General features: G+C 39.8%; 18 protein-coding genes, 1 other RNA gene and 1 pseudogene. 10 read left to right on the top strand and 10 right to left on the bottom strand.

Translation table 11 applies throughout. The features are described from left to right. The first annotated feature begins 16 nt into the window (after nt 1-16). From accA to H5115_RS08920, 3 genes and pseudogenes are all read left to right on the top strand, one after another. On the top strand, nt 17-973 hold the full coding sequence (gene accA, locus H5115_RS08930; RefSeq protein WP_002958297.1) for an acetyl-CoA carboxylase carboxyl transferase subunit alpha: 957 nt from the start codon (nt 17-19) through the stop codon (nt 971-973). 82 nt (nt 974-1,055) lie between these two features. Beyond that, nucleotides 1,056-2,359 (top strand): annotated as a pseudogene (gene tilS, locus H5115_RS08925) (tRNA lysidine(34) synthetase TilS). Then, the gene (locus H5115_RS08920; protein WP_182754856.1) at nt 2,360-2,713 is read left to right on the top strand and encodes a hypothetical protein; all 354 of its coding nucleotides are present in this window, start codon (nt 2,360-2,362) and stop codon (nt 2,711-2,713) included. 29 nt (nt 2,714-2,742) lie between these two features. Here H5115_RS08920 and H5115_RS08915 read toward each other — a convergent pair whose 3' ends face one another. Next, nucleotides 2,743-3,639: a GGDEF domain-containing protein gene (locus H5115_RS08915; protein ID WP_182754854.1), complete on the bottom strand. Its 897-nt coding sequence runs from the start codon at nt 3,637-3,639 to the stop codon at nt 2,743-2,745. A 133-nt stretch (nt 3,640-3,772) separates the two neighbouring features. Between H5115_RS08915 and H5115_RS08910 the strand changes: the two genes are divergently transcribed. Next, a complete protein-coding gene (locus tag H5115_RS08910; protein WP_024596261.1) occupies nt 3,773-5,746 on the top strand; it encodes a monovalent cation:proton antiporter-2 (CPA2) family protein in 1,974 nt (657 codons plus the stop codon). A 15-nt stretch (nt 5,747-5,761) separates the two neighbouring features. Here H5115_RS08910 and H5115_RS08905 read toward each other — a convergent pair whose 3' ends face one another. Then, nucleotides 5,762-6,907, bottom strand: coding sequence for a patatin-like phospholipase family protein (locus H5115_RS08905; RefSeq protein WP_002958292.1), 1,146 nt, complete (start codon nt 6,905-6,907; stop codon nt 5,762-5,764). A 239-nt stretch (nt 6,908-7,146) separates the two neighbouring features. On the opposite strand from H5115_RS08905, the gene H5115_RS08900 reads away from it, so the two are divergent. The 3 genes from H5115_RS08900 to H5115_RS08890 all read left to right on the top strand — a co-directional run bounded on the left by H5115_RS08900 (nt 7,147) and on the right by H5115_RS08890 (nt 11,750). After that, nucleotides 7,147-8,022: a DUF3014 domain-containing protein gene (locus tag H5115_RS08900; RefSeq protein ID WP_039484317.1), complete on the top strand. Its 876-nt coding sequence runs from the start codon at nt 7,147-7,149 to the stop codon at nt 8,020-8,022. Nucleotides 8,023-8,161: 139 nt separating this feature from the next. Continuing rightward, nucleotides 8,162-8,258, top strand: an RNA gene (ffs, locus tag H5115_RS08895) — signal recognition particle sRNA small type. Between the two features lie 732 nt (nt 8,259-8,990). Then, nucleotides 8,991-11,750, top strand: a complete 2,760-nt coding sequence (locus H5115_RS08890) for a response regulator (protein ID WP_154903568.1) — start codon at nt 8,991-8,993, stop codon at nt 11,748-11,750. 26 nt (nt 11,751-11,776) lie between these two features. Here the strand turns inward: H5115_RS08890 and H5115_RS08885 are convergent, their stop codons facing one another. Further along, complete coding sequence (locus tag H5115_RS08885) at nt 11,777-12,466, bottom strand: DUF1826 domain-containing protein (RefSeq protein WP_154903567.1); 690 nt, start codon at nt 12,464-12,466, stop codon at nt 11,777-11,779. Further along, complete coding sequence (zigA, locus tag H5115_RS08880; RefSeq protein ID WP_182682318.1) at nt 12,466-13,665, bottom strand: zinc metallochaperone GTPase ZigA; 1,200 nt, start codon at nt 13,663-13,665, stop codon at nt 12,466-12,468. Before zigA ends, H5115_RS08885 begins: the two co-directional genes overlap by 1 nt. A 223-nt stretch (nt 13,666-13,888) precedes the next feature. Here zigA and H5115_RS08875 point away from each other — a divergent pair, with 223 nt between their 5' ends. After that, nucleotides 13,889-16,024, top strand: coding sequence for a TonB-dependent siderophore receptor (locus H5115_RS08875; protein ID WP_182754853.1), 2,136 nt, complete (start codon nt 13,889-13,891; stop codon nt 16,022-16,024). A 34-nt stretch (nt 16,025-16,058) separates the two neighbouring features. Here H5115_RS08875 and H5115_RS08870 read toward each other — a convergent pair whose 3' ends face one another. The 6 genes from H5115_RS08870 to H5115_RS08845 all read right to left on the bottom strand — a co-directional run bounded on the left by H5115_RS08870 (nt 16,059) and on the right by H5115_RS08845 (nt 21,337). After that, nucleotides 16,059-17,153, bottom strand: a complete 1,095-nt coding sequence (locus H5115_RS08870) for a mechanosensitive ion channel family protein (protein WP_002958286.1) — start codon at nt 17,151-17,153, stop codon at nt 16,059-16,061. Between the two features lie 97 nt (nt 17,154-17,250). Continuing rightward, nucleotides 17,251-17,652, bottom strand: coding sequence for a DUF6691 family protein (locus H5115_RS08865; RefSeq protein ID WP_182737147.1), 402 nt, complete (start codon nt 17,650-17,652; stop codon nt 17,251-17,253). A 3-nt stretch (nt 17,653-17,655) separates the two neighbouring features. Further along, on the bottom strand, nt 17,656-18,069 hold the full coding sequence (locus H5115_RS08860) for a YeeE/YedE family protein (protein WP_182754851.1): 414 nt from the start codon (nt 18,067-18,069) through the stop codon (nt 17,656-17,658). Between the two features lie 132 nt (nt 18,070-18,201). Then, complete coding sequence (locus H5115_RS08855; RefSeq protein ID WP_182754849.1) at nt 18,202-19,632, bottom strand: sugar porter family MFS transporter; 1,431 nt, start codon at nt 19,630-19,632, stop codon at nt 18,202-18,204. Between the two features lie 36 nt (nt 19,633-19,668). Then, nucleotides 19,669-20,772 carry a FecR family protein gene (locus H5115_RS08850; protein ID WP_182754847.1) on the bottom strand — a complete coding sequence of 368 codons (1,104 nt, stop codon included), beginning with the start codon at nt 20,770-20,772 and terminating at the stop codon, nt 19,669-19,671. Continuing rightward, nucleotides 20,765-21,337 carry an RNA polymerase sigma factor gene (locus H5115_RS08845; protein ID WP_002958279.1) on the bottom strand — a complete coding sequence of 191 codons (573 nt, stop codon included), beginning with the start codon at nt 21,335-21,337 and terminating at the stop codon, nt 20,765-20,767. The genes H5115_RS08850 and H5115_RS08845 overlap by 8 nt, the downstream gene beginning before the upstream one ends. Before the next feature lie 345 nt (nt 21,338-21,682). On the opposite strand from H5115_RS08845, the gene H5115_RS08840 reads away from it, so the two are divergent. Continuing rightward, nucleotides 21,683-24,976, top strand: coding sequence for a TonB-dependent receptor (locus H5115_RS08840; protein ID WP_182754845.1), 3,294 nt, complete (start codon nt 21,683-21,685; stop codon nt 24,974-24,976). Nucleotides 24,977-25,047: 71 nt separating this feature from the next. Then, nucleotides 25,048-26,604 (top strand): tryptophan halogenase family protein, encoded by a 1,557-nt coding sequence (locus H5115_RS08835; protein WP_182754842.1) that lies wholly within the window; start codon nt 25,048-25,050, stop codon nt 26,602-26,604. Nucleotides 26,605-26,638: the final 34 nt, after the last annotated feature.

Here is a 26,638-nt window from a genome sequence, read left to right as displayed (position 1 = left end):
TTAGGTAGTTTAGAGCATGAGCCTCAATTATCTTGATTTTGAGCTTCCAATTGCAGAATTAGAAGCAAAAATTGAAGAATTACAAAGTATCAGCCGCGCTGGCGAATTAGACCTTGAGTTAGAAGAGGAAGTCAGCAAATTAAAAGAAAAAAGTGCCAAACAAAAACAGGAGATTTTTTCTAATTTAGGCGCTTGGCAAGTATCACAGTTAGCACGTCATCCGTTGCGTCCATACACTCGAGATTATATCGAGCGCATTTTCACGGAATTTGACGAGTTTGCTGGCGATCGTACTTTTGCTAACGATCCAGCTATTTTAGGTGGCATTGCGCGTTTAGATGGCGAACCAGTAATGGTTATTGGCCAACAAAAAGGTCGTGATACTGCTGAAAAAATTAAACGTAACTTTGGTATGCCAAAGCCAGAAGGTTACCGTAAAGCATTACGCTTAATGGAAATGGCTGAGCGTTTTAAAATGCCAATCATGACCTTTATTGACACACCAGGTGCATACCCAGGTGTTGGCGCTGAAGAACGTGGTCAATCTGAAGCAATCGCACGTAACTTAAAAGTAATGGCGTCACTTAAAGTGCCGACAATATGTACAGTTATTGGTGAAGGCGGTTCAGGTGGTGCATTAGCAATTGGTGTTGGCGACAGAGTTAACATGTTGCAGTACAGCACTTATTCTGTAATTTCGCCTGAAGGTTGTGCGTCTATTCTTTGGAAAAGCGCTGACAAAGCACCGCTTGCAGCAGAAGCAATGGGTGTAACCGCAGAGCGCGTTAAAGAGCTAGACTTAATCAACAACTTAGTTGATGAGCCTCTAGGTGGTGCACATCGTAATTACGATGCTATGGCACGTAACTTAAAAGTACGTCTTAAGCGTGACCTAGCAGACTTACAAGCGCTTACGCTTGAAGAAATGCTTGATCAACGTTACAAACGTTTAATGTCGTTTGGTTATTGCTAAACACATTAATTGTTAAAAAAAGCCGCTTATGCGGCTTTTTTGCTTTAAAATGTTCAGAGTTTTTATATAAAAGTGCGGCCATATGCATACAACAGCAATTTATCAGCAATTAAAAAAATCACTAAATAGCTATATTGAGCAAGGTAACACTGTTTTTACTGTGGCGCTTTCTGGTGGTGTTGATTCTGTGGTGTTGCTGCATTTAATGCGTGCTTTAAGGGCCGATAACCCTGCAATTGATGTATCGGCTATTTATGTTCACCATGGCTTGAGCCAGTATGGCGATGACTGGCAACGCTTTTGCAAAAACATATGTATTGAGCTTGATGTGCCTTTTAAAGCCGCAAAAGTTGTAATTGAGCAGCAGTCGCGCACAAGTCTTGAAGCCCAAGCACGCGACGCCCGTTATAAAGCACTTGATGAACTAAGCCCACAAGGCAGCATTATTTTACTGGGCCAACACTTAAACGATCAAGTGGAAACGTTTTTATTGCGCTTAAAGCGTGGCTCAGGTTTAAAAGGGCTTGGTTCTATGTATAAAGAGCGCTTTCTGCAAAGTGGGCGTATATGTTTTAGACCATTACTAAATGTAGCTCGCAGCGATATAGAAGCGTTTGCAGCGCAGTTTAGTATTAGCCACATAACCGATGACTCTAATACAGATGAAAGTTTTGACCGTAACTTTTTACGCTCAAAAATAGTACCTGTGTTAGCCGAGCGTTTTACTGGGTTTGAACAATGTACAGCACGAAGTATTGAGCTACTACAACAGCAGCAAACACTACTTGATGAGTACACTCAGCTTGATTTAAATAAGTGTATTAACGAGCACCAAGCACTGTGCATTAGCCAAATAAGTGAATACAGCTCAGCGCGTATTGCAAATATAGTACGTGCGTGGCTTGCATTATTTACACAAGTCATGCCATCGCAAAAGCAGCTTGAGCAAATTATTAATCAAGCAATGTGCGCAAAAAACGACGCGCAAATGCGTATTGATTTGCTCGATGGGCAAATACGTCGTCATCAAGGTTATTTGTATTTTGTAACACCGAGTGAAGTATTAACAGATATTGAGCTAAATCATTCACAGCTAAAACTTGCAGACGGGCGCTTATTAATTAAAAGCATTGGTTTTGGAGTAAGACCTCCACACTCAAATGAGCAAGTAATAGTGCGCTTTAATTGCAATAGCGCACGTATTAAACCACTTAAAAAGCCTGGTAGTAATACAGTTAAGCATTGGTTTAAAGATGCAAAAATAGCGCCGTGGCTACGCGCCAGTGTGCCACTTATTTTTTATAATGATGAATTAGTTCAAGTGGTTGGTTATTTATAAGTGCTAAGCATGTTGATGAAAATGGTATTTTTTGGGAGTGTAAATAAATGAGTAAACAGCCGCATGTTGGTTTGTCGTTAGTTACTAAAGCGCCAATGGGTATGCTAATAACGGCCGTTATAGCTATTATTGCTAATATTTCACTTGAGCTAAATATAGTTACGCTAGGTTATGCAGTTGCGGGTGGAATTGTATCTGCAGTGCTTTTATTAGCTTATTGGTTAGGTAAAGGTGGATTGTTTTTTATTTTAGGCGTGAGCCTGCCACTGCTTTTAGTGTTATTTACACCGCTTGCTACTATTACCGCATTACTTAATTTAATTAGCGGATTCTTTTTTGGTTTTTGTGCTGCTTTGTTTATTTATAAATTGGTAAATAAAAAGCCTAGCGGGGGAAGCTAGGCTTTTTATTTAATGCAGCTAAGTAAAGACTAATATGCTTTTGCGCAGTTTCTACCAGATGCTTTTGCTTTGTATAAACCTTTATCGGCGCGAGCAAATATTTCAGTTTCGCTGTCTTGGCTGTTAGCTAAAGTAAAACCAATACTAGTTGTTACTTTGTATTTAGACATTAATGGCGATTTTCTTACTAAGCACATTATCCGCTCAGCAATCACTTTATTAGTTGTAAACTCAGGGTCTTCAATAAGTAAAGCAAACTCATCACCACCAAATCTAAATACCGAATCAGTGCCGCGTATACTACTACACAGTACTTTTGAAAATTCTTTAAGTGTATCGTCACCAATTTTATGGCCGAAGTTGTCATTAACTTGTTTAAAGTTATCTAAATCAAGCAACATTAAACTAAATGGACGTTGATAACGGCGACAGTTTTCAAGCTTTTGAAGTAAAAAGTCATTAAATTGACTACGATTATTTAAACCGGTTAACGCATCCTTTGTGGCAAGCTTTAGTACGCGGCTATACATCATCGCATTACGAAGTGGATAAACCAGCGCAGTATGTAATGTATGTAATTTTTTCTCAATTGCGTGACCAAGCGGGAATTTACTAAAATAAATTAGCTGCCCTAAGTGGTCTTTATTAATCGCTAAATCAAAAATATAGGGTGTACTATTTGTATCACTTTGTGATGTTTGAGCAGTACCTAAAGTTGATTGAAACTGCAATCCAGAAAAATTGAGCAATTGTTTTGCAAATTTAGCGTAAATAGCCAGAACATCCTCGATCACTAAGCTTGTTTGTAGCTCTGCGACGAGTTCATGCGTTTCAGTTATTTCATTTGTAGGTGATTGTTCAGCCGAAAACGGCAAAAAATCACCGCGACCAGACACACGCTGCGTCAAAATATGGACGTTTTCCATTAAATTCTCCCCCGAGGGTGTTACTTTGCAATAACCAAGCTATTTTTGTGCCACATTTTAAAATTGCATGAAAAACATATGGTTGTTATATTTACTTACAAGCTACTAGTTTAATTTAAACGCGAGGCTGCATTTGCAAAGTATTAATGCTCAAATTTTTGGCTTATTAGTCGCGGCAGTTCTTTTTGTGTGGTTTTTTAAGCGCATTGGCTTGCCGCCTATTTTAGCGTACCTAGCAACGGGGGTTTTAGCCGGTAGTCATGGTATTGGCTGGCTTGCACAATCTCACGAAATAGAGTTTGTAGCTGAACTGGGTATTGTGTTTTTGTTATTTAGTTTAGGGCTAGAATTTTCTATTTCTCGGCTAATGGCAATGCGAAATCTAGTATTTGGTTTGGGCTCATTACAAGTAGGTATAACCAGTTTACTCTTCATTATTATTCTATATTGCTTAAATTTTTCATTACTCACCAGTTTTACCATCGGCACAATTATGGCGCTTTCTTCAACCGCCGTAGTTGTTAAGTTATTAAAAGAAACGGGTGAGCTTAATCAGCGCCGTGGGCAATTAGCCGTTGGTGTGCTGCTTTTTCAAGATATTGCTGTTGTTCCTTTATTAATAATACTTCCTTTATTTGCATCAAGTGACTCTCAAAGTATTGGCTGGGCTTTAGCGTTTGCCCTAAGTAAAGGCGCATTTGTATGTGTGCTTCTTTGGGCAATTGGTAAATGGGTATTGCCTATTGTGTTTAAAGAAATAGCGCAAGTACGAACCGATGAGTTATTTGTACTTACCACCATATTAGTCGCGTTGTTTGCAGGCTTTTTAACGTATATGTTTGGCTTGTCTATGGCGCTAGGTGCTTTTTTAGCCGGAATGATGTTAGGTGAGAGCCATTACAGGCATCAGTTAGAGGCCGATATACGCCCATTTCGCGATATTTTAATGGGGCTATTTTTTGTTACTGTAGGTATGCAGCTAGATATTTTATTTGTACTAGGACATATCGTAATAATTATTGGCGCCTTGCTGGGTTTACTGGTATTAAAAATTGCAGTGGTAGCATTTAGCGCGCGGCTAATGCATGAGCGAAACCAAGATTCACTCGCCTGTGGCATTATGCTGTGGCAAATGGGGGAGTTTGGCTTTGTACTTATTGCACTCGCTGGCCAGCATCAATTATTAAATTCAGAGCAAGCTTCATTTTTAATTGCCCTTGGTGTGCTTTCAATGGCATTTACCCCATTTTTGATTGATAAAACGCCATTTATTTTAAAGCGTTTAGGCATACTCGATCGCCCAAGTTTGGCGCTCGAGAGTGAGCCACAAAGTAGTACGCTTTATAGCGACCATGTTGTTATTTGTGGTTTTTCGCGAGTTGGGCAAACTATAGCGCGTTTTTTAAAGCCCGAAGCAATTGATTATGTTGCGATTGAAAGTAACCCAATTTTAGTACAAGAAGGCAAAGCGGCAGGTGAGCCTGTCATATTTGGCTATGTTAAACAAAAAGATATTTTAAAGTGCGCAGGAGTAGAGCGAGCTCGCTTGGTTATTATTACTTTTACAGAGTTTGATCACGCACAGGTTGTTATTGATGCCATAAAGCAAATAGCACCCAATGTTAAAATACTCATTCGTACCCGTGACGATAGCCAGCTAGATTATTTAAAAGAGCTAGGTGTAACCGAAGTAGTACCTGAGTCGTTAGAGGCAAGCTTAATGCTCGTGTCGCATGTGTTGTCTATGTCGGGAGTACCGATGACGCGTATTGTGCGAAGAGTAAGTAAAGAGCGTCGTAATCGTTATCCGTTAATGCAAAGCTTTTATGCAGGCTATTTTAAAGATAACGAAGATACATCAAGTGACCGGTTAGAGTACTTACATGTGGTTGCTCTGCCTGATAAAGCTTATGCAGTTAATAAAACAATCGAAAATTTAAATTTAGAAAAGCGTCGGGTACTGGTAAAAGCACTGCGCAGAGAAGGGGCCGAAATAGACACGCCATCAGCACAAACAACCTTATTGGCTAATGACGTTTTAGTGTTACAAGGTAAACCAAGGCGTGTTGAGCGGGTAGAGCACTACCTGCTCGACGGAATAGAATAACGTTTCTGTTTGGGCTTAATCTAGTTCTAAAAACTTGCGTATCTCCGGTAATTTTTTCATACCGTCTTCATAACCAATTTGCATTAAATGCTGGGTGTAGCGTTTTTCAAACAATAGATAACTGGTTAAGCTCGATTGCGAATGTTTTTTAACACCTATGGTACGTAGCAATACTTTAATAGCCCAAGGCATATCATCGTAATACTGCGCTGCAATAGCATTAAAGTTTTGCGATGGGTTAATTACAAAGGTATCTATTTGTTTAAGTTCTTGATGTTTGTCACGAGCGGGTAATAGCCCTAATGTTCGGTTAACACGAGCCAAGCGCTCTAAATCCGATTGCATAGTGTCGGTAAATACACTGTCGAGTAAATGCCCCGCAACAGCAGAGAGTCCAGGATAATGCGGCGAATAACCCGGCGGGTGTAATTCTTTAGGTTGGTCTACCCCAATAATAAATATTTTTTCAGCGCCTAAATGAATCGACGGACTCAGCGGAGAAAGTTGATGTATAGAGCCATCACCAAAGTAATGGTTATAAATATTTACACTTGGAAACACCATAGGAATGGCACTTGATGCCATTAAGTGCTCAACATTAATACGAGTTGCGCGGCCTTCGCGTTTAGCGCGTTGCCACGATGTTTGCGTATTAGATTGAAAAAATGCAACCGAGTCACCCGTTGTATAACTTGAGGCTGTAATAGACAGCGCATCTAAATAATTACGGTGTAAATTGCGCTCAATGCGGTGTAAATCTAAAATCTCGTTTAATAAACTACGCAGAGGGCGGTTATTTAGTAAGCTCGCTGGTGGGTGGTTAATATGCTCTGACTGAAAGCTCGTTAAGATATTGCGAGCAATATGACCAAACACGCTTAAAAAGTCACTTTTATAGACCATAGAGGTTGAAAAGTTTTTCCAAACTGATTCGAGCTTTCGTACAGCCAAATGCGCACAAGAAGCGTAACATGCCAATGCAGCAGAGTTAATAGCGCCAGCGGAGGTGCCATTTATTACTCTAAATGGCAATGGAGCAGTACGAGGCATACTATGAGCTAGCGCTTTTAGCACACCGACTTGATAAGCAGCTCGTGCGCCACCACCTGTAAGTAATAAGGCAGTTTTAGGTTTTTGTGGATCAACTTGCTTGATTTTCATATTGGTGGTTAAACTGTTCTACGTCTTTACTTTATTTATTAACTGTAAGTCTTTAAGCTAGAAGAATCAAAGGATAACTGCCCTAATGCTTATTACATTATTTAATCACCCAATTTAGTAGGTAACTTACTTTGCTATAATTGCCGTATTATAAAATGTCATAGTATTTGTGTAAGAATGAATTTAATCCACTTAGCGTACTCTAAGTGATATCGCATTTTAATTTTTATGGAGTTCGTATGTCAGATAAACCAGAAGCATCAGATGTTCAAAAACGTCCACCTAATAACAATATTCTTTTCGCCGTTATTATTTTAATAGTCGTAGCATGTGCGGCCGCCTTCGTATTGCTCACACCAAGTGACGAGCAAGAAACACGCACTGAGGTAGAGCCCGCAGTTAAAGAGCAACCTATGATGGAGCTTAAACCCGAGAATGACCCAGTGGTAGACGCGCCATCTGTAATGCCAGAAAAACCAGCCGAGCTTGAAGTACCAGCACAAAGCCCGAGTGAGCCGGAGCCTGAAGTAGAGCCACTACCAACACTTAACGAAAGTGATGCAGTTGTGGTTGCTAAAATGGATGAGTACCTAAGCGACTCAGTAATGAGCCTAATGGTGACCGACGATGTAATTCGCCGTGGTGTTGTATTTGTAGATAACCTAGCTAAAGGTAAGGTAGCTAAAAAGCACACGCCTGTTGTACAGCCAGAAGAGAAATTTAGCGTTAATGAAGGGGATATCCTCACAATTAACCCTAACAGCTACGAGCGTTATACCCCGTATGTGAAAATATTTACCAGTATGAGTGCAGCGCAAGCCGTTCGCATGTACGAAGAGTACAAGCCACTTATAAATAATGCATACAGTGAAATTGGTTATGGAGATGATGAGTTTAATCAAACGCTAACCGATGCAATCGATTTATTACTTGATACGCCAGAGCCTGAAGGTGACTTGCCGTTACTTCGCGACTCAGTGACGTATCAGTATGCGTTTTCGGAGTGGGAGCAATTACCTGCTGCGCAAAAACAGCTTTTACGTATGGGTCCAGAAAACATGAAAAAAGTAAAAGCAGCACTTCGTAATATAAAAGCGCAGTTAGAGAACAATTAATACGCACTAAAACAGCTAAACACGTCGCGATTGTATATGAAGTATGCAATCGCACTTTCTTTTTAGATTATCCCTTGAATAACAGAGCAAAAGTAGAGATAATCCTTCCCGCGCCAACCAAGGCCCTCAATGGTAGTCTTATTGGTCCTCTCGCAACACTAGCAGGCGAACCTGGTCAGGCCCGGAAGGGAGCAGCCACAGTTTGTGACGTGTGTGCCGAGATGTGGCTGGTAAGACTGCCACCCAAATTCCTCATTTGGGTGTTGTTTGAAGTATAAGTTGACATATTTGTACTAAAAGATGGCATAAACAAGAAGCATAAGATGACATAATTTAGCATTAACCAAATTGTTAAATGGCTCACTCACATTTGCACTTCGGCTTTTTTCCTTTTCCAATAACTTGATAAAGGCTACCACTGACTGTTTTGATTAGCTGGTTCTGAGGTGATATTTCCACTATTCTTGATGTGTTAATATAATCGTTCGTTGCGAATCGGTACGTCATGTCATCGACATAGATATCCCATAAAATTTATCCAATCATTTTCTTCACCATCAAAAATTGAAACTTAACGGTGTTTAAGTCTTAATGAGAAATATCTATTTCTACTAAATTAATCGGAATTTTTTAGCATTAAAAAACTGGCTTTGGTATCAGGAGCTTTTAATTTAAGAAAACCAGTCACTTTATGCCATTTTATGATTCAACTCTATGTCAACTTACGCTTCACTTTTGTCGCTGTGGACCAATAAAACCGAGTTTGGTTATGCCAACTTATACTTCAAGCAACATTGGGTGTATATCGCTAACTCCTTAATATTTATATTTTTTCACTAAATTAATCCATAATACCTAATAGTTTCCAGCTCCTTTTCTCGCTAGACAACTTTTAACTTGTACGCAATAATGTAGCAATTATATTAATTTAACACTGCGTGTTAACAAAGTACTCTAGGGTTGAAGTAATGCCTCAAAGAAGTAAGTGGACACTCGCTGTTTTATTAGGGTTGCTAGGGGGTTTAGTTAACCTCTCGCCGTTATATTTTTTCGACAGTTCTGAGTTTTTATTTGGACAAGTATTTGTATTATGTAGCTTAGTGTTTATTGGGCTGCGTTATGCGTGCTTAAGCCTTGCGATCGTATCTGGCTTTTTACTTTATAGGTGGGGGCATTGCTGGCCGAGTATTGTTTATTTACTCGAGCTTTTTTGGCTTTACACTTTTTGTTTACGCCGCTCTAAACCCATACTCCCTCTTGGTACTGTTTTTTGGCTGTTAGTTGGTTTACCTATAATTTGGGGAATAGGGCAGTTCCTTATTGGTCTGCCATGGTTAACGCTAGTTGTTGCAATATCAAAGTACCTCATAAATGCGTTAATTAGCTTAGCTTTAGTTGATTTATTTAGTGTATTTGTACCCCACGCCAGCCGTGCCTATCAGGGCAGGCCTCTTGCTCGCATTCTTAGCTATGTTGTAAGCGTTATTATTATATTGGTTATACTGCTTACCAGTGTAATTTTAGTGAACGATCACCACTCTCGGTTAGAGTATGAGGTAGACGCCCAGCTTGAAGAAAAAGCCAAATATATAAGCACTCAATTAAGTGATTATTTAACGTTTCATAAAAATGCCATTGTAATGAGTAGCGACGCCATAAGCGCGGGCACAGATAGTGAACAGCAGTTAAAAAGGCTAATGAATCTATTTCCAGGGTTTGCTACAAGCTTGTATGCAAACCCTAGCGGCTACGTTGAAATAACGTCGCCTAATAACCTTATAGCGGGGTTAACTAAGGCGCAGCGTAATGTCACTGATCGCGAGTACTTTAATCAGGCTAAGCAATATCCTCTCGGTTATAGCGGTGGTGTGTTTCAAGGTCGAGGGCTTGGCAATGAAGCCATTGTTGCGCTGTCGGCACCTATTTATCGTGATGGTGAGTTTTTCGGCGTAGTAGAGGGGTCGTTAAAGCTTGGACGATTAGAGCAGTTTATTCCTAATTTATTTGAAAATACTGGCGAATTAGTTGTACTGGATGATAAGCAAAAAGTGGTTTTTAGCTCGCTTGAGCAGTTTAAAATATTAACCGACTTTAACGAAGATGGTTTTAATACGCGTAATATGGGCGATAAAAATTTATTTCGCTCCAATAATAATGAGGTTTACCATAGTTCTAGATATGTTAATCCGCAGAGCAAATGGCAAGTAATCACTTTTTATAATCGTAAACATTTGAGTATGGCTGTAGCTAAAGCATGGCTGCCAAGTATCTTGCTAGGCGCTATGCTAATTATTATGGTGGTGCTGTTTGTACGCCAACTTGCAAACTTATTAGTGCAGCCAATTAGTGGTTTAACTAATTTAATGCAAAGCTTTAATAAATCAAAAAAACATACTTTTAATACAGATTCAAGTTGGCAAGAAGTATTGCAACTACAACAGCAGTTTGAAATGCTAGCCACTGCGCTGCAGCATTCAATAGAAAACCTGCAAGCGTCAAATATAAAAAACCAAGACCTAAACAAACAACTCAGTGAGTTTAACCAGCAGCTAGAAAAACAAGTTGCTGAGCAAACTAACAAGCTTAAGCAAGCAGTAGAGCGTGCTAATTTAGCTAATGTGGCTAAATCGCAGTTTTTAGCAAATATGAGTCATGAACTACGCACCCCAATGAACGGTATTTTGGGCATGGGTGAAGTATTGCTGCGTGATAGTTCGTTAACCGACGAGCAAAGAGATCTTTTAGATACGCAACAAAAAAGTGCTCAAAACTTATTAAAAATCTTAAACGATATTTTAGATTTTTCTAAAATTGAGGCTAATGCAATGCAAATTAGCCCGCGCCCAACAAACTTAGCGCCGTTTATCGAAAATATTAAATCGTTGTTTTCACCCATTGTAAGCTCTGACGATGTGCAGTTTATAGTTCAGTGTAGTAACACCTTGCCAGATTGTATTAACGTAGATGATTTACGCTTAAGCCAAGTTATTATTAATTTATTATCTAACGCGTATAAGTTTACTGAGCGCGGGTTTGTGCGTTTATCGTTTGATTACAGTGGCCAGCAATTATTTGTGAGTGTGTCTGATAGCGGCATAGGCATAGAAAAAGATCAGCAATCGTTATTGTTTAGTGAGTTTACTCAAGCTGATGTAGGTGTTGCGCGTAAATATGGCGGTACCGGGCTAGGTTTGGCCATTAGCCAAGGGTTAATTAAAAAAATGCAGGGTGAAATATCTTTAAATAGTGAACCCGGTAAAGGCAGCATGCTCAAGTTTTACATTAATGCGCCTAAAGCTGAGTTTATAGAGCCCACAGCCGCAGTAAAGTCGCAATCAGTACCTGATCTTGGTAGCAAAAAATTACTATTGGTAGAAGACAACCCCATAAACCGCCAAGTAATTGCAAAAATGTTAGAGCCAACTCATATACAACTTACAATGGCTAACGATGGAATTGAAGCGTTAAAAGTGCTTAAGGGTAACACCTTTGACTTAATTTTAATGGATTGCCAAATGCCAAATATGGATGGTTACGAATGTACACAAACAATACGTGCTAACGAAGCAAACACTAAGGCACATGTGCCCATTATTGCAATTACCGCTAATGCCTACGAAGACGATAAACAGCGCTGTTTAAGTGTGGGCATGGACGATTTTGTATCTAAACCTGTAAATACACAAGGTTTGTACGAAGTAATCGCTAGGGTGATAAACGCGTACTAGCTTAGCGTTTATCACCACAACAAATTTTAGATAAAATCGAGCGTAAGTAATAAGCGTTGCTCGTTTGCAGCCACCGCTGGTGAGCGATGTACAAGCCCTGCACCTTCGTTTTCATCCCAGTACTCGCCTTTAAGCAGGGCAACATCACCTTGCTTGAGTTGATTAATATTATTTAGGCTTTTAAATAAGCCAGACTCTTCATCGGGTCTACCTAAATTACCAGTACCTAGCTTTGAGCGGTTTACATCGCTGTGATTTAACCACTGCGTAGCAACACCTTGATAGGTAGTCACTAGCCGGCACGGAATTTTGTCTACATGAAAACGCGGGCACATGGGTTTATCTAATATTTTTAGCCTTAAACCGGCGCGTTTTAAATCAAACAGGCAGCAAAACATTTCAACCAACAGTGCGATATCTTCACACAGCGCTTTAACTTCATCGCGGTTATTATCTTCTGGCTTAAGCGTTTTTATTAATTGATCAAACGCATCATCGGGCGATACCGCAAGTTCTAGTGGCTTTAAAGCATTTGCGCTAATGAGAGTATTAACTGCATTTGTTAATGTTTGCTCAAGGTCTCTTTGCCAAATAACAATGTTAGTGTCTTGGTTATAAATTTGTGGCAATACATCGGCGTCACACTCTTTAGCTGCTTTTCGGTACAGCGGTTCCGCAGGCTTTATTTGCGCAGTTATTGGGGCTAGGGCATTCATTACTCTTCCTCCCAAATAGGAAACGGGTCGTTATAGGTTCTCCAAAAGTCCTTACCCTTAAGTACCGCATCTTCTGGTAGTAGGCAGTCATCAAGCGCTTTAATCATCGCTTGTTTATTTAATGATTGACCAATAAACACAAGCTCTTGGCGCATGTCACCAAAGGGTTCTACCCATTTATTATTTATGTCAGCAAGCAGTTCAGGCTCTGTAGGCCAGTCTTTTTGGGGGATGGCTTTAAAAAACATACCAGCAAATCCGTAATGAGCTATACCGCCTGCTTGGCTCCACTGCGCGCAAAATAAAGGGCGTGTTGCTAACCAAAAATAACCTTTTGAGCGAATAAGTTTGCCAAATTGTTCGGTGCTATGAAGAAAGTTATAAAACTTTTCTGGGTCAAATGGGCGGCGCGCAGTGTAATTAAAGCTGCTAATTCCATACTCTTCAGTCTCGGGAATATGTTCACCACGCATTTCTTTAAGCCACCCCGGTGCTTGTTGGGCACGTTCAAAATTAAATAAACCCGTGTTTAGCACTTCGTTAATATTAATATGGCCGTTTGAAATAGGAATAATGTTAGCTTGAGTATTAAGCGTATTTAAAATGGCAGTGAGTTTATTTAATTCATCGTTTGTAATTAAATCAGTTTTACTAATTAAGATTACATCGGCAAATTCAACTTGGTCAACAAGTAGGTCGGCTACGCTTCGCTCGTCGTCTTCTCCTAACGATTCGCCAGTATCTTGTAAATCATTTGCTTGTTCGTAGTCGTTTAAAAAGTTAACGGCATCAACCACCGTTACCATGGTATCAAGGGTGGCAATATCACCCAGTGATACGCCATTTTCATCGGCAAATGTGAAGGTTTCGGCTACAGGTAATGGCTCAGAAATACCGGTTGATTCAATAACGAGGTAATCAAAACGCCCATCTTTGGCAAGTTTGCCCACTTCAACAAGTAAGTCTTCTCGTAGGGTGCAGCAAATACAACCGTTGCTCATTTCAACGAGCTTTTCGTTACTGTGATTGAGCGATACATCGTTTTTAATAGTGGCTGCATCGATATTTATATCGCTCATATCGTTAACTATAACAGCCACTTTTTTACCTTGCCTGTTATTAAGAATATGGCTAAGTACAGTGGTTTTACCAGCCCCCAAAAAACCTGATAACACTGTGACGGGCAGTTTATTTATCATTTAATAATCTTACTAAATTACAATTAAAGGTATGTTATATTATATCAATTTTGTATTCCAGTAATGCTAATTAATTTTTTTAATGCTGAGCTGCAAATTTAGTGTGTTACTCAAAAACTCTTCATTCGAAAAATAAGGATGAATATGAAATTATTTACATTGCACATGTTAATGATAGTCGTTATCATTCGCAGTGTTTTATAAACCTCTTCTTTGGATCAATATGTTTAACCAAAAATATTTGGCGCTCAGTATTGCTGCGTCTTTTTCTGCTTTTTCTAATGTGGCATTTGCCGAGAAAAATAACGATATTGAAAAAATAGAAGTAACTGGCCGTGCCCAGCAATTTTACCTAGAAACCGAAAGTAAAATTGGTACTAAAACGGATTTAGATCTTATTAAATTACCGCAATCTGCGCAGGTATTAACCGAGCAACTTATTATTGACCAAGCCGCGCGCGACATTACCGATTTATACCGCTCGATTGCGGGTGTGAGTGAATACAGCTACTCAGGTGTAACTTTTCGTGGTTTTAGAGATGACGCCAATGTATTTTATGATGGTGTGCGTGGCGACCCATATTCGGGCTTTGGTGTACCGCAGTTATTTAATGTTGAACGTGTTGAAGTATTAAAAGGGCCTGCCTCTGCTTTGTATGGCGGTGGCGAACCTGGTGGGATGATTAATTACGTAACCAAAAAGCCAAGCTACACACAAAAACGCGAACTAAAGCTTACTTTGGGTAACTACAACACCCGTGGTGCATCACTTGATATGACCGGCGGTTTAAGCGATACAATGGCTTATAGATTGGGTGGTTACTATGAAGAGCAAGACAGCTTTCGTAACAATGCAGACTCAAAAAACACCGAGCTGACAGGCGGATTGTTATTTGATTTAACAGATTCAACGACCTTAACCACAAGTGTTGACTACATTAAACAAGACCTAGGCGGAAACCGCTTACGTGGCGTACCGGTAGATGACAACGGTAACTTTTTAGTTGACCCAAGTTATAACGCGAATGAGTCGTTTGATTATCAAAATATGGAAGCTTTGGTGCTTCAAGCAGAACTTAGCCATTATTTTAATGATGATTTTTCGTTAAGTACTACGTTTCGTTACATGGATAACAAGCGAGACCAAGCCTACCATGAGTCGCAAAGCTGGGTAGATGTAAACGGTGATGGCGTTGCCAATATTGACGATGAAACGATTAAGCGTGAATACCGTAAGCAATTTCGTGCCAATAAAGAGGCAAGTGTAACCACCGACTTTGTTTATAACTTTGGACAAGGACAATTAACCCATCAGTTTTTATTTGGTGGTGATTACCACACCGTTGATACCGAATATGACTACTTTCGCGCCCGATATGAGGCCGATGGCGTCGCTAATTTAAATATTTTTAATTTAAACTACGGTGAAACCGATCCAAGTACTTATAACCTTACCGATATGAACCGCGATGGCGTAGATACCGACCGATTTGGTGTATACGCGCAAGACGTAATTAGCATAGGCGAGCAGTGGACAATAATTGCAGGTTTGCGCTATGACCATTTTAAAGAGTTTAATCAAGAAACAGGTTTTAGTTACTCAGATAACGATATAACGCCGCGCGTTGCTGTTACTTATCAGCCAGTAGAAAACACATCGGTATATATTAATTACTCAGAGAGCTTTAACCCTACATCGTCAGCCGACCAAGAAGATGTAGAAGGCGAAGGTAATTTAGAACCAGAAACCGGCAAGCAAACCGAGCTGGGTATGAAAAACCAATGGCTCGACGGCAAAATAATGAGCACCTTTGCAATTTACCAAATTAATAAAGAAAACGTGGTAATGAGCAACCCTGACGATACGGGAGCTGGAGATGGAATTGCTGCACTTTTAAATATAGGTGAAGTAGAAAGCCGAGGATTTGAAACAACTTTAGTCGGCGATTTATCAGCGCACTGGACCGTAACGGCTAACTACGCTTACAACGATACGCAAGTGGTAGACGGCGTAACGGGTGATACGCTTTCAAATACATTTGGAGATGGTTCGCGCTTTGCTAATGCACCACGCCACCAGGCAGGTTTATGGACTCGCTACGCTATTGATTCAATTGACTCATCAATTGCCTTTGGTGCAAATTACGTAAGTGAGCAACTGAGTACCAGTGGCCAAAAAGTAAAACCATTTACTTTATTTGATATGAGCTGGACGAGTCGCTTTGACGACGTATTGCTGAGTGTAAATATTAATAATCTGTTTGATAAAGAATACGCGGTAAGTGGATTTAGTGAGCGAAACGGCCACTTTCCTGGCAGCCCTCGTGAAATTATTGGGCAAATAACTTACAAGTTTTAATACTTATTAGCGCGAGAGTTACTCGCGCTTTTTTTTAAGTGTCGCCTTGCACCTTTTTATCACTATTAAATTTAGCGGCTTCTTGAGTAGTGTTAATAGCCGTAATAGGGAAGGGGATTACAATACCTTCTTTTTTATAGCGTTTATGCAGGGCTTTTATAAAAGCAGATTTTACCCAAAAGCGATTAAAGTATTCTTTAGCTCTAAGCATCACCGTAAAGTTAATGCTTGATCTATCAAAGGTATGAAAAACCACAAAGGTATTGTAATCATCAACACCCCATTCGTGTGAAATAAGTATTTCACGAGCCACTTCAAGTGTTACTTGTTCAACAAATTCTAAATCTGAATCGTAATGCACACTTATATCAACAGGCACGCTTAGCTCTTTTTCAGGGTAAAAGTAATTAATAATACGCGATTTAGATAATTGGCTATTAGGTATAATAATCATATTGTTAGGTAGCATTTTAACCCATGTAGATCGCCAGCCTATATGATCTACAAAGCCTTGCTCCTTAGATTCAAGCTCAATAAAATCACCCACCCTTATAGGTTTATCTATTACTAGCTGCACGCCAGAAAAAAAGTTTTCGAGGGTAGGTTGCAAAGCAAGAGCAACAGCCAGTGATGTAATACCTAACGAGGCAATAATGGGCGTAATAGAAATACCTAACGTGCCCATTAAAACCAGTAATCCCACTGACGATAATGTAACGCGTATCACGCCTTTAATTATGCTTTTTGAATTAAAAACCACGGCAGATTGTTTACCATAGTAATTAATAGTGCCAATAATAAAGCGGTCTAAAAACATAATAAGTGCAAGCAGAGCTAATACAATATTAATGCTATTAAAAGGGATCTGTTGAGAAATAGAAGTACTAATAATGAAAGTGTCGTGCTCTAAAATGGTGAGTAGCACAATAATTGTGCACAGTGTTAGCGGCTTAGATATTGACTCTATTAGTAAAGTATCGAATATAAATTTGGTTTTTGAAGTCCATTTTTTTAGCCAGTACATTACAAAAAAACGAATTAAAAACAGTAGTATAGCTATAAGTAATAGGGAGGACGCTGCGCCTAACCAAGGTGTGTTGTTAGAAAATTCCAGCGCTTTATTTAGCATAACTTAAACCTGTTCAATATAGTTTTATATATATTGCAGCAAGTTATGTACCTTTGTTTGGGTAAAAGTAGCTGCCGAGTTTAGTCGGCAGCAAATATTATACTTTTTTGGCTAACCACATACCGCCTAGCACGGCTGCAAAAAACAATAAAAATTCCATTTTAAGAGATACTAATTGAACCAAGCCCGGGCCTGGGCATATACCACTTAAACCCCAGCCTAAACCAAAAAGTACCGAGCCGATAATTAAGCGCGTATCAATTTTTTTTAAATCACTTAAATTAAACGTTCCTGAAAGAAGTGGCTTCTCTTTTTTTGCAACCCATAACCATGTAAGCATCATTATTAGCATGGCAACAGCCATCACTATAATTAAACTTGCGTCCCATTGGTTTCCATAGGTAAGAAAGTTAATCACTTTAGCGGGGTTTGTCATCCCGCTAATAATAAGTCCTAAGCCAAATATAAAGCCTATAACAACCATCATAATTGCTTTCATTATTTATCCTACAAGGTTTGCTGTAATGAAGGCTACAAGCATAAATGTGCATGTTGCAACCCAAGAGCGAGTAGAAAAGCGCGACATGCCGCACACACCATGGCCACTTGTGCACCCATTAGCTAACGTTGTACCAGCGCCAACTAAAAGCCCTGCAACAACAATAAGCCAAGGTGGTAATTGCAATTCGCCTTCTAATAAAGATGGCGCAAATACCCTTACAGCCACTCCTGCAAACAACAACCCTAAAATAAAGTATAACTGCCAACGAGAGTCTGAATTTGCTTTAGCGAATACAGATTTAACAATGCCTGATATACCCGCAATTTTTCCGTATAAAACCAGTAATAACGTACACGCTATACCTATTAATGCCCCGCCTATTGCAGCCGATACTGGGGTGAATTCTGTTATCATTTTTAAATTTCCCAAACAATAGAAGCGCCTAAACCGGTTTGTTTCATTTCGATTGATAATTGTTGATTAGGCGCTAAGTAGTTAGCACCCGTTACTTTTTTTGCTGGCGATTAATATCATCGCTTTTAAAAATTACATAGATTCGAGCGTTTTACCACGTGTTTCTTTTATGTATTTAACAACAAAAAATATGCTTATAAGTGCCGATAATGCATAAAAGCCATAAGCACCGGCAAGGCCAATGTTGGCAAGCATAATAGGGAAGGTCATGGTAATGGCAAAGTTAGCAATCCACTGCGCACTAGCTGCAACAGCAAGTGCTGCCCCGCGAATACGGTTATTAAACATTTCGCCTAATAATACCCATACAACAGGGCCCCAACTTAAGCCAAAAAACACCACAAATAAGTTAGCCATAATAAGCGCAAACGTACCCATGTCATCGCTAAGTGCAAGTTTGCCTGCTTCATCAAGGCCTGCACTGCCAAATATATAAGTAAGCGCGCTTAAGCTAATAAACATACCAATACTGCCTACTAATAGCAGTGGTTTACGGCCAATTTTGTCAACTAGGGCAATGGCAATAAAGGTCGATACAATATTAGTAGTACCTGCGAGTACATTTATAAATAGCGATTGCGACTCATCAAACCCAGCGGCTTGCCAAAGCTCAGAGCCGTAATAAAACACCACGTTAATACCCACAAATTGCTGAAATACACTCAGCGCAACACCCACCCAAACAATTGGGTGTACTTTTTTACTGTTATCAATAAATAAGTCGCGAATACTTGGCTTTGTATCGCTATGCAATGAGCGTTTAACATCGCTTATTTGCGCATCAACATTGTCGTTCGATATTTTACTAAATACCGATTTTGCATCATCCACTTTACCTTGCGCCACTAAATAACGAGGCGACTCCGGAATAAACAAAACACCGACTAAAAACAACACAGCAGGCACAAGCTCAGCCCAAAACATCCAGCGCCAAGCGGCTATATCAAGCATTAAAATATTTTGCGCGCTGCCTGCTGCATCAGCAATTAAGTAGTTACTTAAAAAAGCAGCAAATAAACCCAATACAATAGCGAGTTGTTGCAATGTAGCTAAACGACCACGTAGTGCTGGTGGTGCCACCTCTGCAATATAAGCTGGCGCTAATACTGATGCAGCACCAATACCTAAACCACCAAATAAACGGTAAAAAATAAACTCCGCAGAGCTTTCGCTAATGCCCGAACCAAATGCACTAATGGCAAAAATAATCGCAGTGATGATCATAATTGCACGGCGACCAAACTTATCAGCCATCGGCCCCGCAGCAAGCGCACCTAACGCGCAGCCAAGTAATACAGACGCTACGTTAAACCCCGTAGCTACACTGCTAGAATTAAACGCATTACCCAGCGCCGACACCGTGCCGTTAATAACGCCCGAGTCAAAACCAAATAAAAAGCCACCAATAGCAGCCACGGCAGAGATAAAAATTACGTAAAAAAGTGAGCACGTGTTTGATGTGCGCGCCGAGCTATTATTCCTCGGCGATAAAGATGATGTCATGATTGTGTGTCCTGATTTTTATTATTGTGTACTGTACTATATTGAAGCGCTTGGATCTGCGTAATTTAAACGAATTTTATCTGGGCTAATTCTTTCATAACTAATATTAAAATTATTATTTAATACTTCTAATAAGCCCTTAACATCGCCTGTTTTAAACATACCAGCGACTTGTACCCTTGTTAAACGCTCATCATCAGAAAGCTCAAAGTCTATATTCGTATATCGACTAATCTCGGCCATGGCATCGGCAAGAGATTCGCCTCTAAAAATAAGGCTTCCTTTACGCCAAGAAAGACTAGCCGCTACGTCTATAGGGTCTACTTTTTCAACGTGCTTAGCTATTTTACCTTTGAAACTTAAATCGAGCTTTTCACCTTTAGAAACTGCTGTAGAGTTATTTGATAAATATTTACCAAGCTTATTTGTTCCATTTTTTTGGAGGTTTGATGGTTGCGAACTAGTTTGTTCGGCAACAAGCACTTTGCCATCAGTGACTATTAACTCTATTTGTTTTTTACCCACTTCAACATTAAACGCAGTGCCTACTGCCTGAATAACTTTATCACCAGCAATAACACTTAAAGGCCGTGTCTTATCATGCGCCACATTTATATGTATCTCGCCCCGCAGTAAGTTAATTACTCGAGAGTCTCGGGTATATCTTATTTGTACAAAACTATTAGTGTTTAATGTAATTTCACTTTTATCTGGCAAAATTATGTCCTTGCTTTCACCTACACCCGTTTGAAAGTTAAGTTGCTTAGCGACAACAGTTGACTGATTAACGGGATAAAAAAATGAAAAATTAAATGCTTCTTGAAAAAAGCTAAGTGCAACAGCCAATAAAACAGAAGCGGCCGTTGCACCTAACCACACAGGGAGGCGTTTTTTTCTAGATTGTGATTGCGGGAATAGATCAGATAAGCGGCTGAGTTCACCCATCTTGTCCCATAGGTGTGCAACTTCAAGTAATACTTCGACGTTTTTATATGACTGAGCTAACCATAGCTGCAATGCGTCTTTTTCGGGTTTAGTTAAACCTCTATCGAGCTTAGCAAGCCATTCACTAGCACAATCAAGGCGTACGTCTTCGACTGCCTTATTATTTCGTTCGTTTATATGGTGGACATTACTCATGACTACCCCCTGCACTTTTTTGTGAAGAAGAGTTAGGTTTGCCATACACACTTTTTTCAGATTGTCGCATAAACTGCGTACAACGTTTTACGCCGGTTGCTATATGTTTTTCCACGGTACTTTCACTAAGGTTTAATTGAGCAGCAATTTCTCGCTGCGAATAACCATACACTTTTTTTAATACAAACACTTTACGGCATTGAACAGGCAAAAGCCTGACAGCTTCACAAAAATTTGAAAATTCGCAATCGGTAAGCGCATTTTCGTACATTTCGTCTTTCTGATGTTCCGTTAAGAGTTGCTCTAATGCTTCCATGTTGTCGATACTATCGACTAGTCGTATATTGGCTTGCTTTTGATAATCGAGCGCTAGGTTACGCGCCGTTTTATAAATAAAAGATTTTGGTGAGCAAATGTTTTCAGTGTTTTTTATTTGACAAATTCGCACGTAAGTTTCTTGCACAATGTCTTCAATTTCATGTGGAGGCACTATGCGTGCCACTACATTTGAGAGACCTTTGCGCGAGGCCAGATAAGCCTTATAAAATAGTGTGTCTTTTGTCATTGAGTGTGTGTCTCGTGTGTGTGTGGTTTTGGCAATTGTTGTTATTGTTTTGCCATTACAGCTTAAGACGATTGGTAATAAAAAATCCGCTACTCAATTTTAAAATAAATTGTTTTTCTATTTGTAAAATTGCAGGCACTATCAATCCTTGTTGTTAAAAGCTTGTAATTTGAATACCAAGTGTACTACAGTTTTTCAGATTATTAACACGTATAGGCTAGCTCTATAATTATACGTGTTCATATAACCAATTAATTAATATAAAAATATATTTAACTTTTTAGTTGAAACCCCACAACATTTTTTTGCACACCAAAAAATAATAAAGGTTTAGTAATAATAAGTATGGCTAGTCAAAAAAATAAATTATTTGAAAAAAATAAAAAATATTTATGGAGGAAAATAAAAAGTCACTCGTCTTTGTTCAGTGTATGGCCAAAAACTATACACAAGGAATATGTGCATTTGCCGCTTTGTTTACCAATTTATGTGCTGGTTTTTAGCTTATTCACCACCGAGGTAAAAGCGAGCCCTGTAAACGATAAAGCAGTGTTTAATATTCCTAGACAAAGGGCCGATTTATCGCTAATAAATTTTGCCGAGCAAGCCGATATTACTTTGCTTTTTCCGCTGGATAAAATTCAGCAGTTACAAACAAATACTATTGCTGGCGAGTATTCAATAATAAACGCATTACAGATTTTACTCGATGGCACAGGGTTGCAACCGCATGTTAGCGAAGATGGGCAAATATCTATTTTAATAGATCCAAGCTTCGAGAGAACTGACAACATGGCTAACTATAAAAAAAATGGCGTGTCCAGTGCAGTACTTGCTGTACTAAGCACAATGGCAACGCTCCCTGCAGTAGCAGAGACAGCAGCACAAGAACCAGAAATAATTGAAGTACGCGGAATTAGAGGCTCGCTTGGTCGAGCTATGGATGCCAAAAGAGAAGCGGGTGGCGTGGTTGACTCCATTTCAGCTGAAGATATTGGTAAATTTCCTGACACAAATTTAGCTGAGTCTTTACAGCGTATTACAGGGGTTTCAATAGACCGTTCAGGCGGTGAAGGGCAGCTCATTACAGTACGTGGTTTTGGCCCTCAGTTTAATACAGTGCTTGTAAATGGACGCCAAATGGCATCAGAGAATCAAAGCCGTGCGTTTAGTTTTGATACCATTGCATCAGAGCTGGTTAAAAGCTTAGACGTATTTAAAACCTCAACAGCCACAAAGCAGTCAGGTGGTATTGGTTCAACAGTCAATGTAAATACAGCGCGCCCATTTGCTATTAATGGCTTTAAAGTTGCGGGCAGTGTTAAGGGTATTTACGATGAAAATAGCGAAGAAACCACACCTGAGATATCTGGGTTAATCAGCAATACATTTAATGATGACACACTGGGTGTGTTATTTGCTGTTTCTCGCCAAGAGCGCGAAACACGCTTAAATCAGGCACAGGTAGACGGCTGGTTAGAAAACGTGGGCGTCCCAAATCCTCAAACTCAAAGCGGGCAAGCATACACCGGTAATATTTTCTCGCCACGTAATTACGATCATAAAGTTACTACAGAGACACGTACACGCACTAATGCAAATTTAGTTATACAGTATGCACCTTCAGATGATTTAGTTATCACTGCTGATGCGCTCTATTCAGATTTTGATGTAGAAGCAGACACAACGTCTTACGGGCACTGGTTTACAGCTCCAAACTTAGAAGGCTTTGGTGATGCTGCAGGCCCAACCGTTGATGAAAATGGCACTGTGGTTGATTTATATCAAGAGGTAGGCCTTGCAACCGATATGCACGCTAAAAAGTTTGATCGTTTAACCAACTCTAGCGCATTAGGTTTAAACTTTGATTGGCATGTAAACGATAACTTAAATATGAAGTTTGATTTGAGCCACTCAAAAGCCAAGCGTGAGGCTAATAATGGCGGTGGCGATCAGCTATCGTTGATTGGCTATGCTAACCGAGTTCGATTTGAAGTAGATGGCGGCATACTACCTTACGCGAGTGAGTTTGCCTCTGCTAACCCTAACATTTATAGCGGCCAGCAAGAGCTGGACGGTGTTGCTTATAACCCTGCAGTTGCACCTGATGGTGTATCAAATCATTTAGATACAGCCAACAGCCGTGCACACGTAATGCTTCGCCGTGGTTGGGCTGTAGAAGATACTGTGGATCAGTTTCGTTGGGATAGCATTTGGCATAACGATGGCAGCTCAGGCCTAGTTTCGGTTAAATTTGGTACTATGTATTCAACTGAAACTAAAAACCTTGATCGTTGGGACAACGAAGGGGTTGGTATTCACTGTACTTTTTGTGGTTACCCAGATGACCCAAGTATGGATGGCTTAGCGCAATTTGTATTTGATGCAGGGGATGACTTTTTAGGTGATGTGAGCGGCAGCGGTCGTATGCCAACGTCATGGCTTGCACATGATGGAGAGGCAAACTTTGCGTACCTTGAGCAAATAGCTGCGGCGAATGGTCAGCCTATTAGTTTTGATGCAGTTAAACGTAATAAGTCGTTTGAGATAACTGAAGATACTTTCTCGCTTTATACAGAATTTGATTTTGAAGCTGAACTTGCAGGCATGCCTTTATACGCAACAGCGGGCTTTAGATATGAAAGCACCGATGTAAAAGTAAAGGGCACAGATGAGCCGGTTAGCGCGTTAACTATCTTAGATAAAACAGAAATGCTTGCTAATTTCGGCGCCGTAGAAAATATTTCAGCAAGTTCAGATTACGAAGCAATTTTACCTAACTTTAGCGTAAAGCTTGAAATAAGCGATGAGCTAATAGCACGTGCTGCTGTATCACAAACAATTACGCGACCAACACTCGATAGTATGTCGCCTGTAACAGTAATTGAAACAACGCGCCAAGGGGGCAATTTAACATCAAGCTCTGGTAACCCTGCGCTTGAGCCATTTACCTCTGATAACTTAGATTTATCATTAGAGTGGTATTACGCGGATGCCAGTTATTTATCCGCTGGTTACTTTAGAAAGAATGTTGCTAACTTCATTATCAATACCACTGAAGATTTAACCTTTGAATTGTCTGACGGCGGATTGTTGACTGACCCCTCAACAGGTAACGATGTAGATAACTCTGACGCTGCTGACTCGACGGCTGTATTTACAAACACATTACCAAATAATAGCGAATCGGCGATTGTTGATGGCTGGGAAATAGCCTTACAGCATAGTTATGATAGTGGCTTTGGTTTTATGGTTAATGCAACATTTGTTGATAGTGATGCAGAACTAGACCCTGCAGATATAACTCAAGTATTTGCATTAACAGGCTTAAGCGACTCTTATAATGTGGTTGGCTTTTATGAGAATGGCCCATTTCAGGCGCGTTTAGCCTATAACTGGCGCGATAGCTTTGTACAGTCACTAACACAGTTAAATGGTGATGGTGTGACGATAGTTGAAGACTATGCACAATTCGATGCCAGTGGCAGCTATGATATTACCGAAAATGTATCGGTGTTCTTTGAGGGTATAAACTTAACCGAAGAATACGTACACAAACGTGGTCGCTTCTCTAATCAATTACTAATGGTTGAAGATAGCGGGCGACGTTTTGCGTTAGGTGTTCGTGGAAGTTTCTAACTTAAATAATAAAAGTGGCTTTTACATTTAGTAATAGCCACTTTTTAAATACGCCTTTATAGGTAACAAGCATGAACCAGCAAAATAAAGAAATAAAAACAGTGGTTGTCGTTGGTGGTGGTATAGCAGGCTGGCTAACAGCTGGTCGATTAGCGGCGCACCATAAAAGTAATACCCCCGATGGTCTTAATGTTGTGCTAGTTGAATCTCCAAATGTACCAATTATAGGTGTTGGTGAAGGCACTTGGCCTACCATGCGTAGTACATTAATAGCACTTGGTATTAGCGAAACCGATTTTATACGCGAGTGTGAAGCAAGCTTTAAGCAAGGAGCAAAATTCGCCAAATGGGTGGATGGCAGCGATGATGATTTTTACTATCACCCATTAGTTCTGCCGCAGGGCTTTTCAAAAACCGATATGGCAGGGCATTGGTTAAATAACACAGCAGAGTCAACGTCTTTTTCAAACGCAGTGTGTTACCAAGAAGCTATTTGTGAGCAAGGGCTTGCCCCTAAAACAATTTGTACACCAGAATATGCTGCTATAGCCAATTATGCCTACCATTTAGACTCTGCAAAATTTGCCGTTTTTTTACAAAAACATTGTACTCAGCAGCTAGGCGTTAAACATATTTTAGCTGATGTAACGCAGGTCAATAGTGCTAAAAATGGCGATATTGCAAGCGTTACTACAAAGCAACAAGGTGAAATTAGCGGTGATTTATTTATCGATTGCACTGGTTTTTCATCATTGTTATTAGGCGAGCATTATAAGGTTCCTTTTCAGCCCTGCGATGATGTGCTGTTTATTGATACCGCCTTAGCAGTGCAAGTCCCTTATGAAGATGAAAATGAGAGTATTGCATCTCACACAATCTCAACAGCGCAAGAAGCGGGCTGGATATGGGATATAGGACTACAGCATCGCCGTGGGGTGGGCTATGTGTACTCCAGTAAGTACAGTACTGAGTCGCAAGCAAGGGAAAAGCTTAGAGAGTATGTAGGCGATAAAATAGAGTCGTTAACAATTAGAAAAATCCCTATTAAAAGTGGCCACCGCTCACATTTTTGGCAAAACAACTGTGTTGCGGTTGGGCTTTCGGCTGGTTTTTTAGAGCCACTAGAAGCTTCTGCATTGGTATTAGTAGAAATGTCAGCACAAATGATCAGCGAACAGCTCCCCCATACCCGGGATATTATGGATATTACCGCCAAACGCTTTAATGAGACGTTTACCTATAGGTGGGAAAAAATAATCGACTTTTTAAAGTTACATTATATTTTATCAACCCGTGACGATAACGCATTTTGGAGCGATAACAGAGACCCTAAAACGATTCCTCAAAGCTTACAAGATCTAATGAAACTATGGCAATACCGCGCCCCTGCTGATCACGACTTTACAAGTAACAATGAGGTGTTTCCAGCTGCGAGTTATCAATATGTTTTATATGGTATGGGCTTTAAAAGTGACTACAGCACAACTGCCTATATGCTTGAAGACACTGTTTTTGCTAAAAGTCAGTTTGATAAAAATAAGAGCATGATAAACCAAGCTGTAACTAACTTACCTAGTAACCGAGAATTATTAAATAAAGTTAAGAATCATGGTTTTAGCACTATTTAGCTTAAAAATTTACACATAAAAACAATAAAGAGAC

The organism is Pseudoalteromonas sp. SR44-2 (assembly GCF_014163745.1).
Classification (GTDB): Bacteria; Pseudomonadota; Gammaproteobacteria; order Enterobacterales; family Alteromonadaceae; genus Pseudoalteromonas; species Pseudoalteromonas distincta.
The sequence above is the reverse complement of the archived record's forward strand: the minus strand, read 5'-3'. Positions and strand labels throughout refer to the sequence as shown.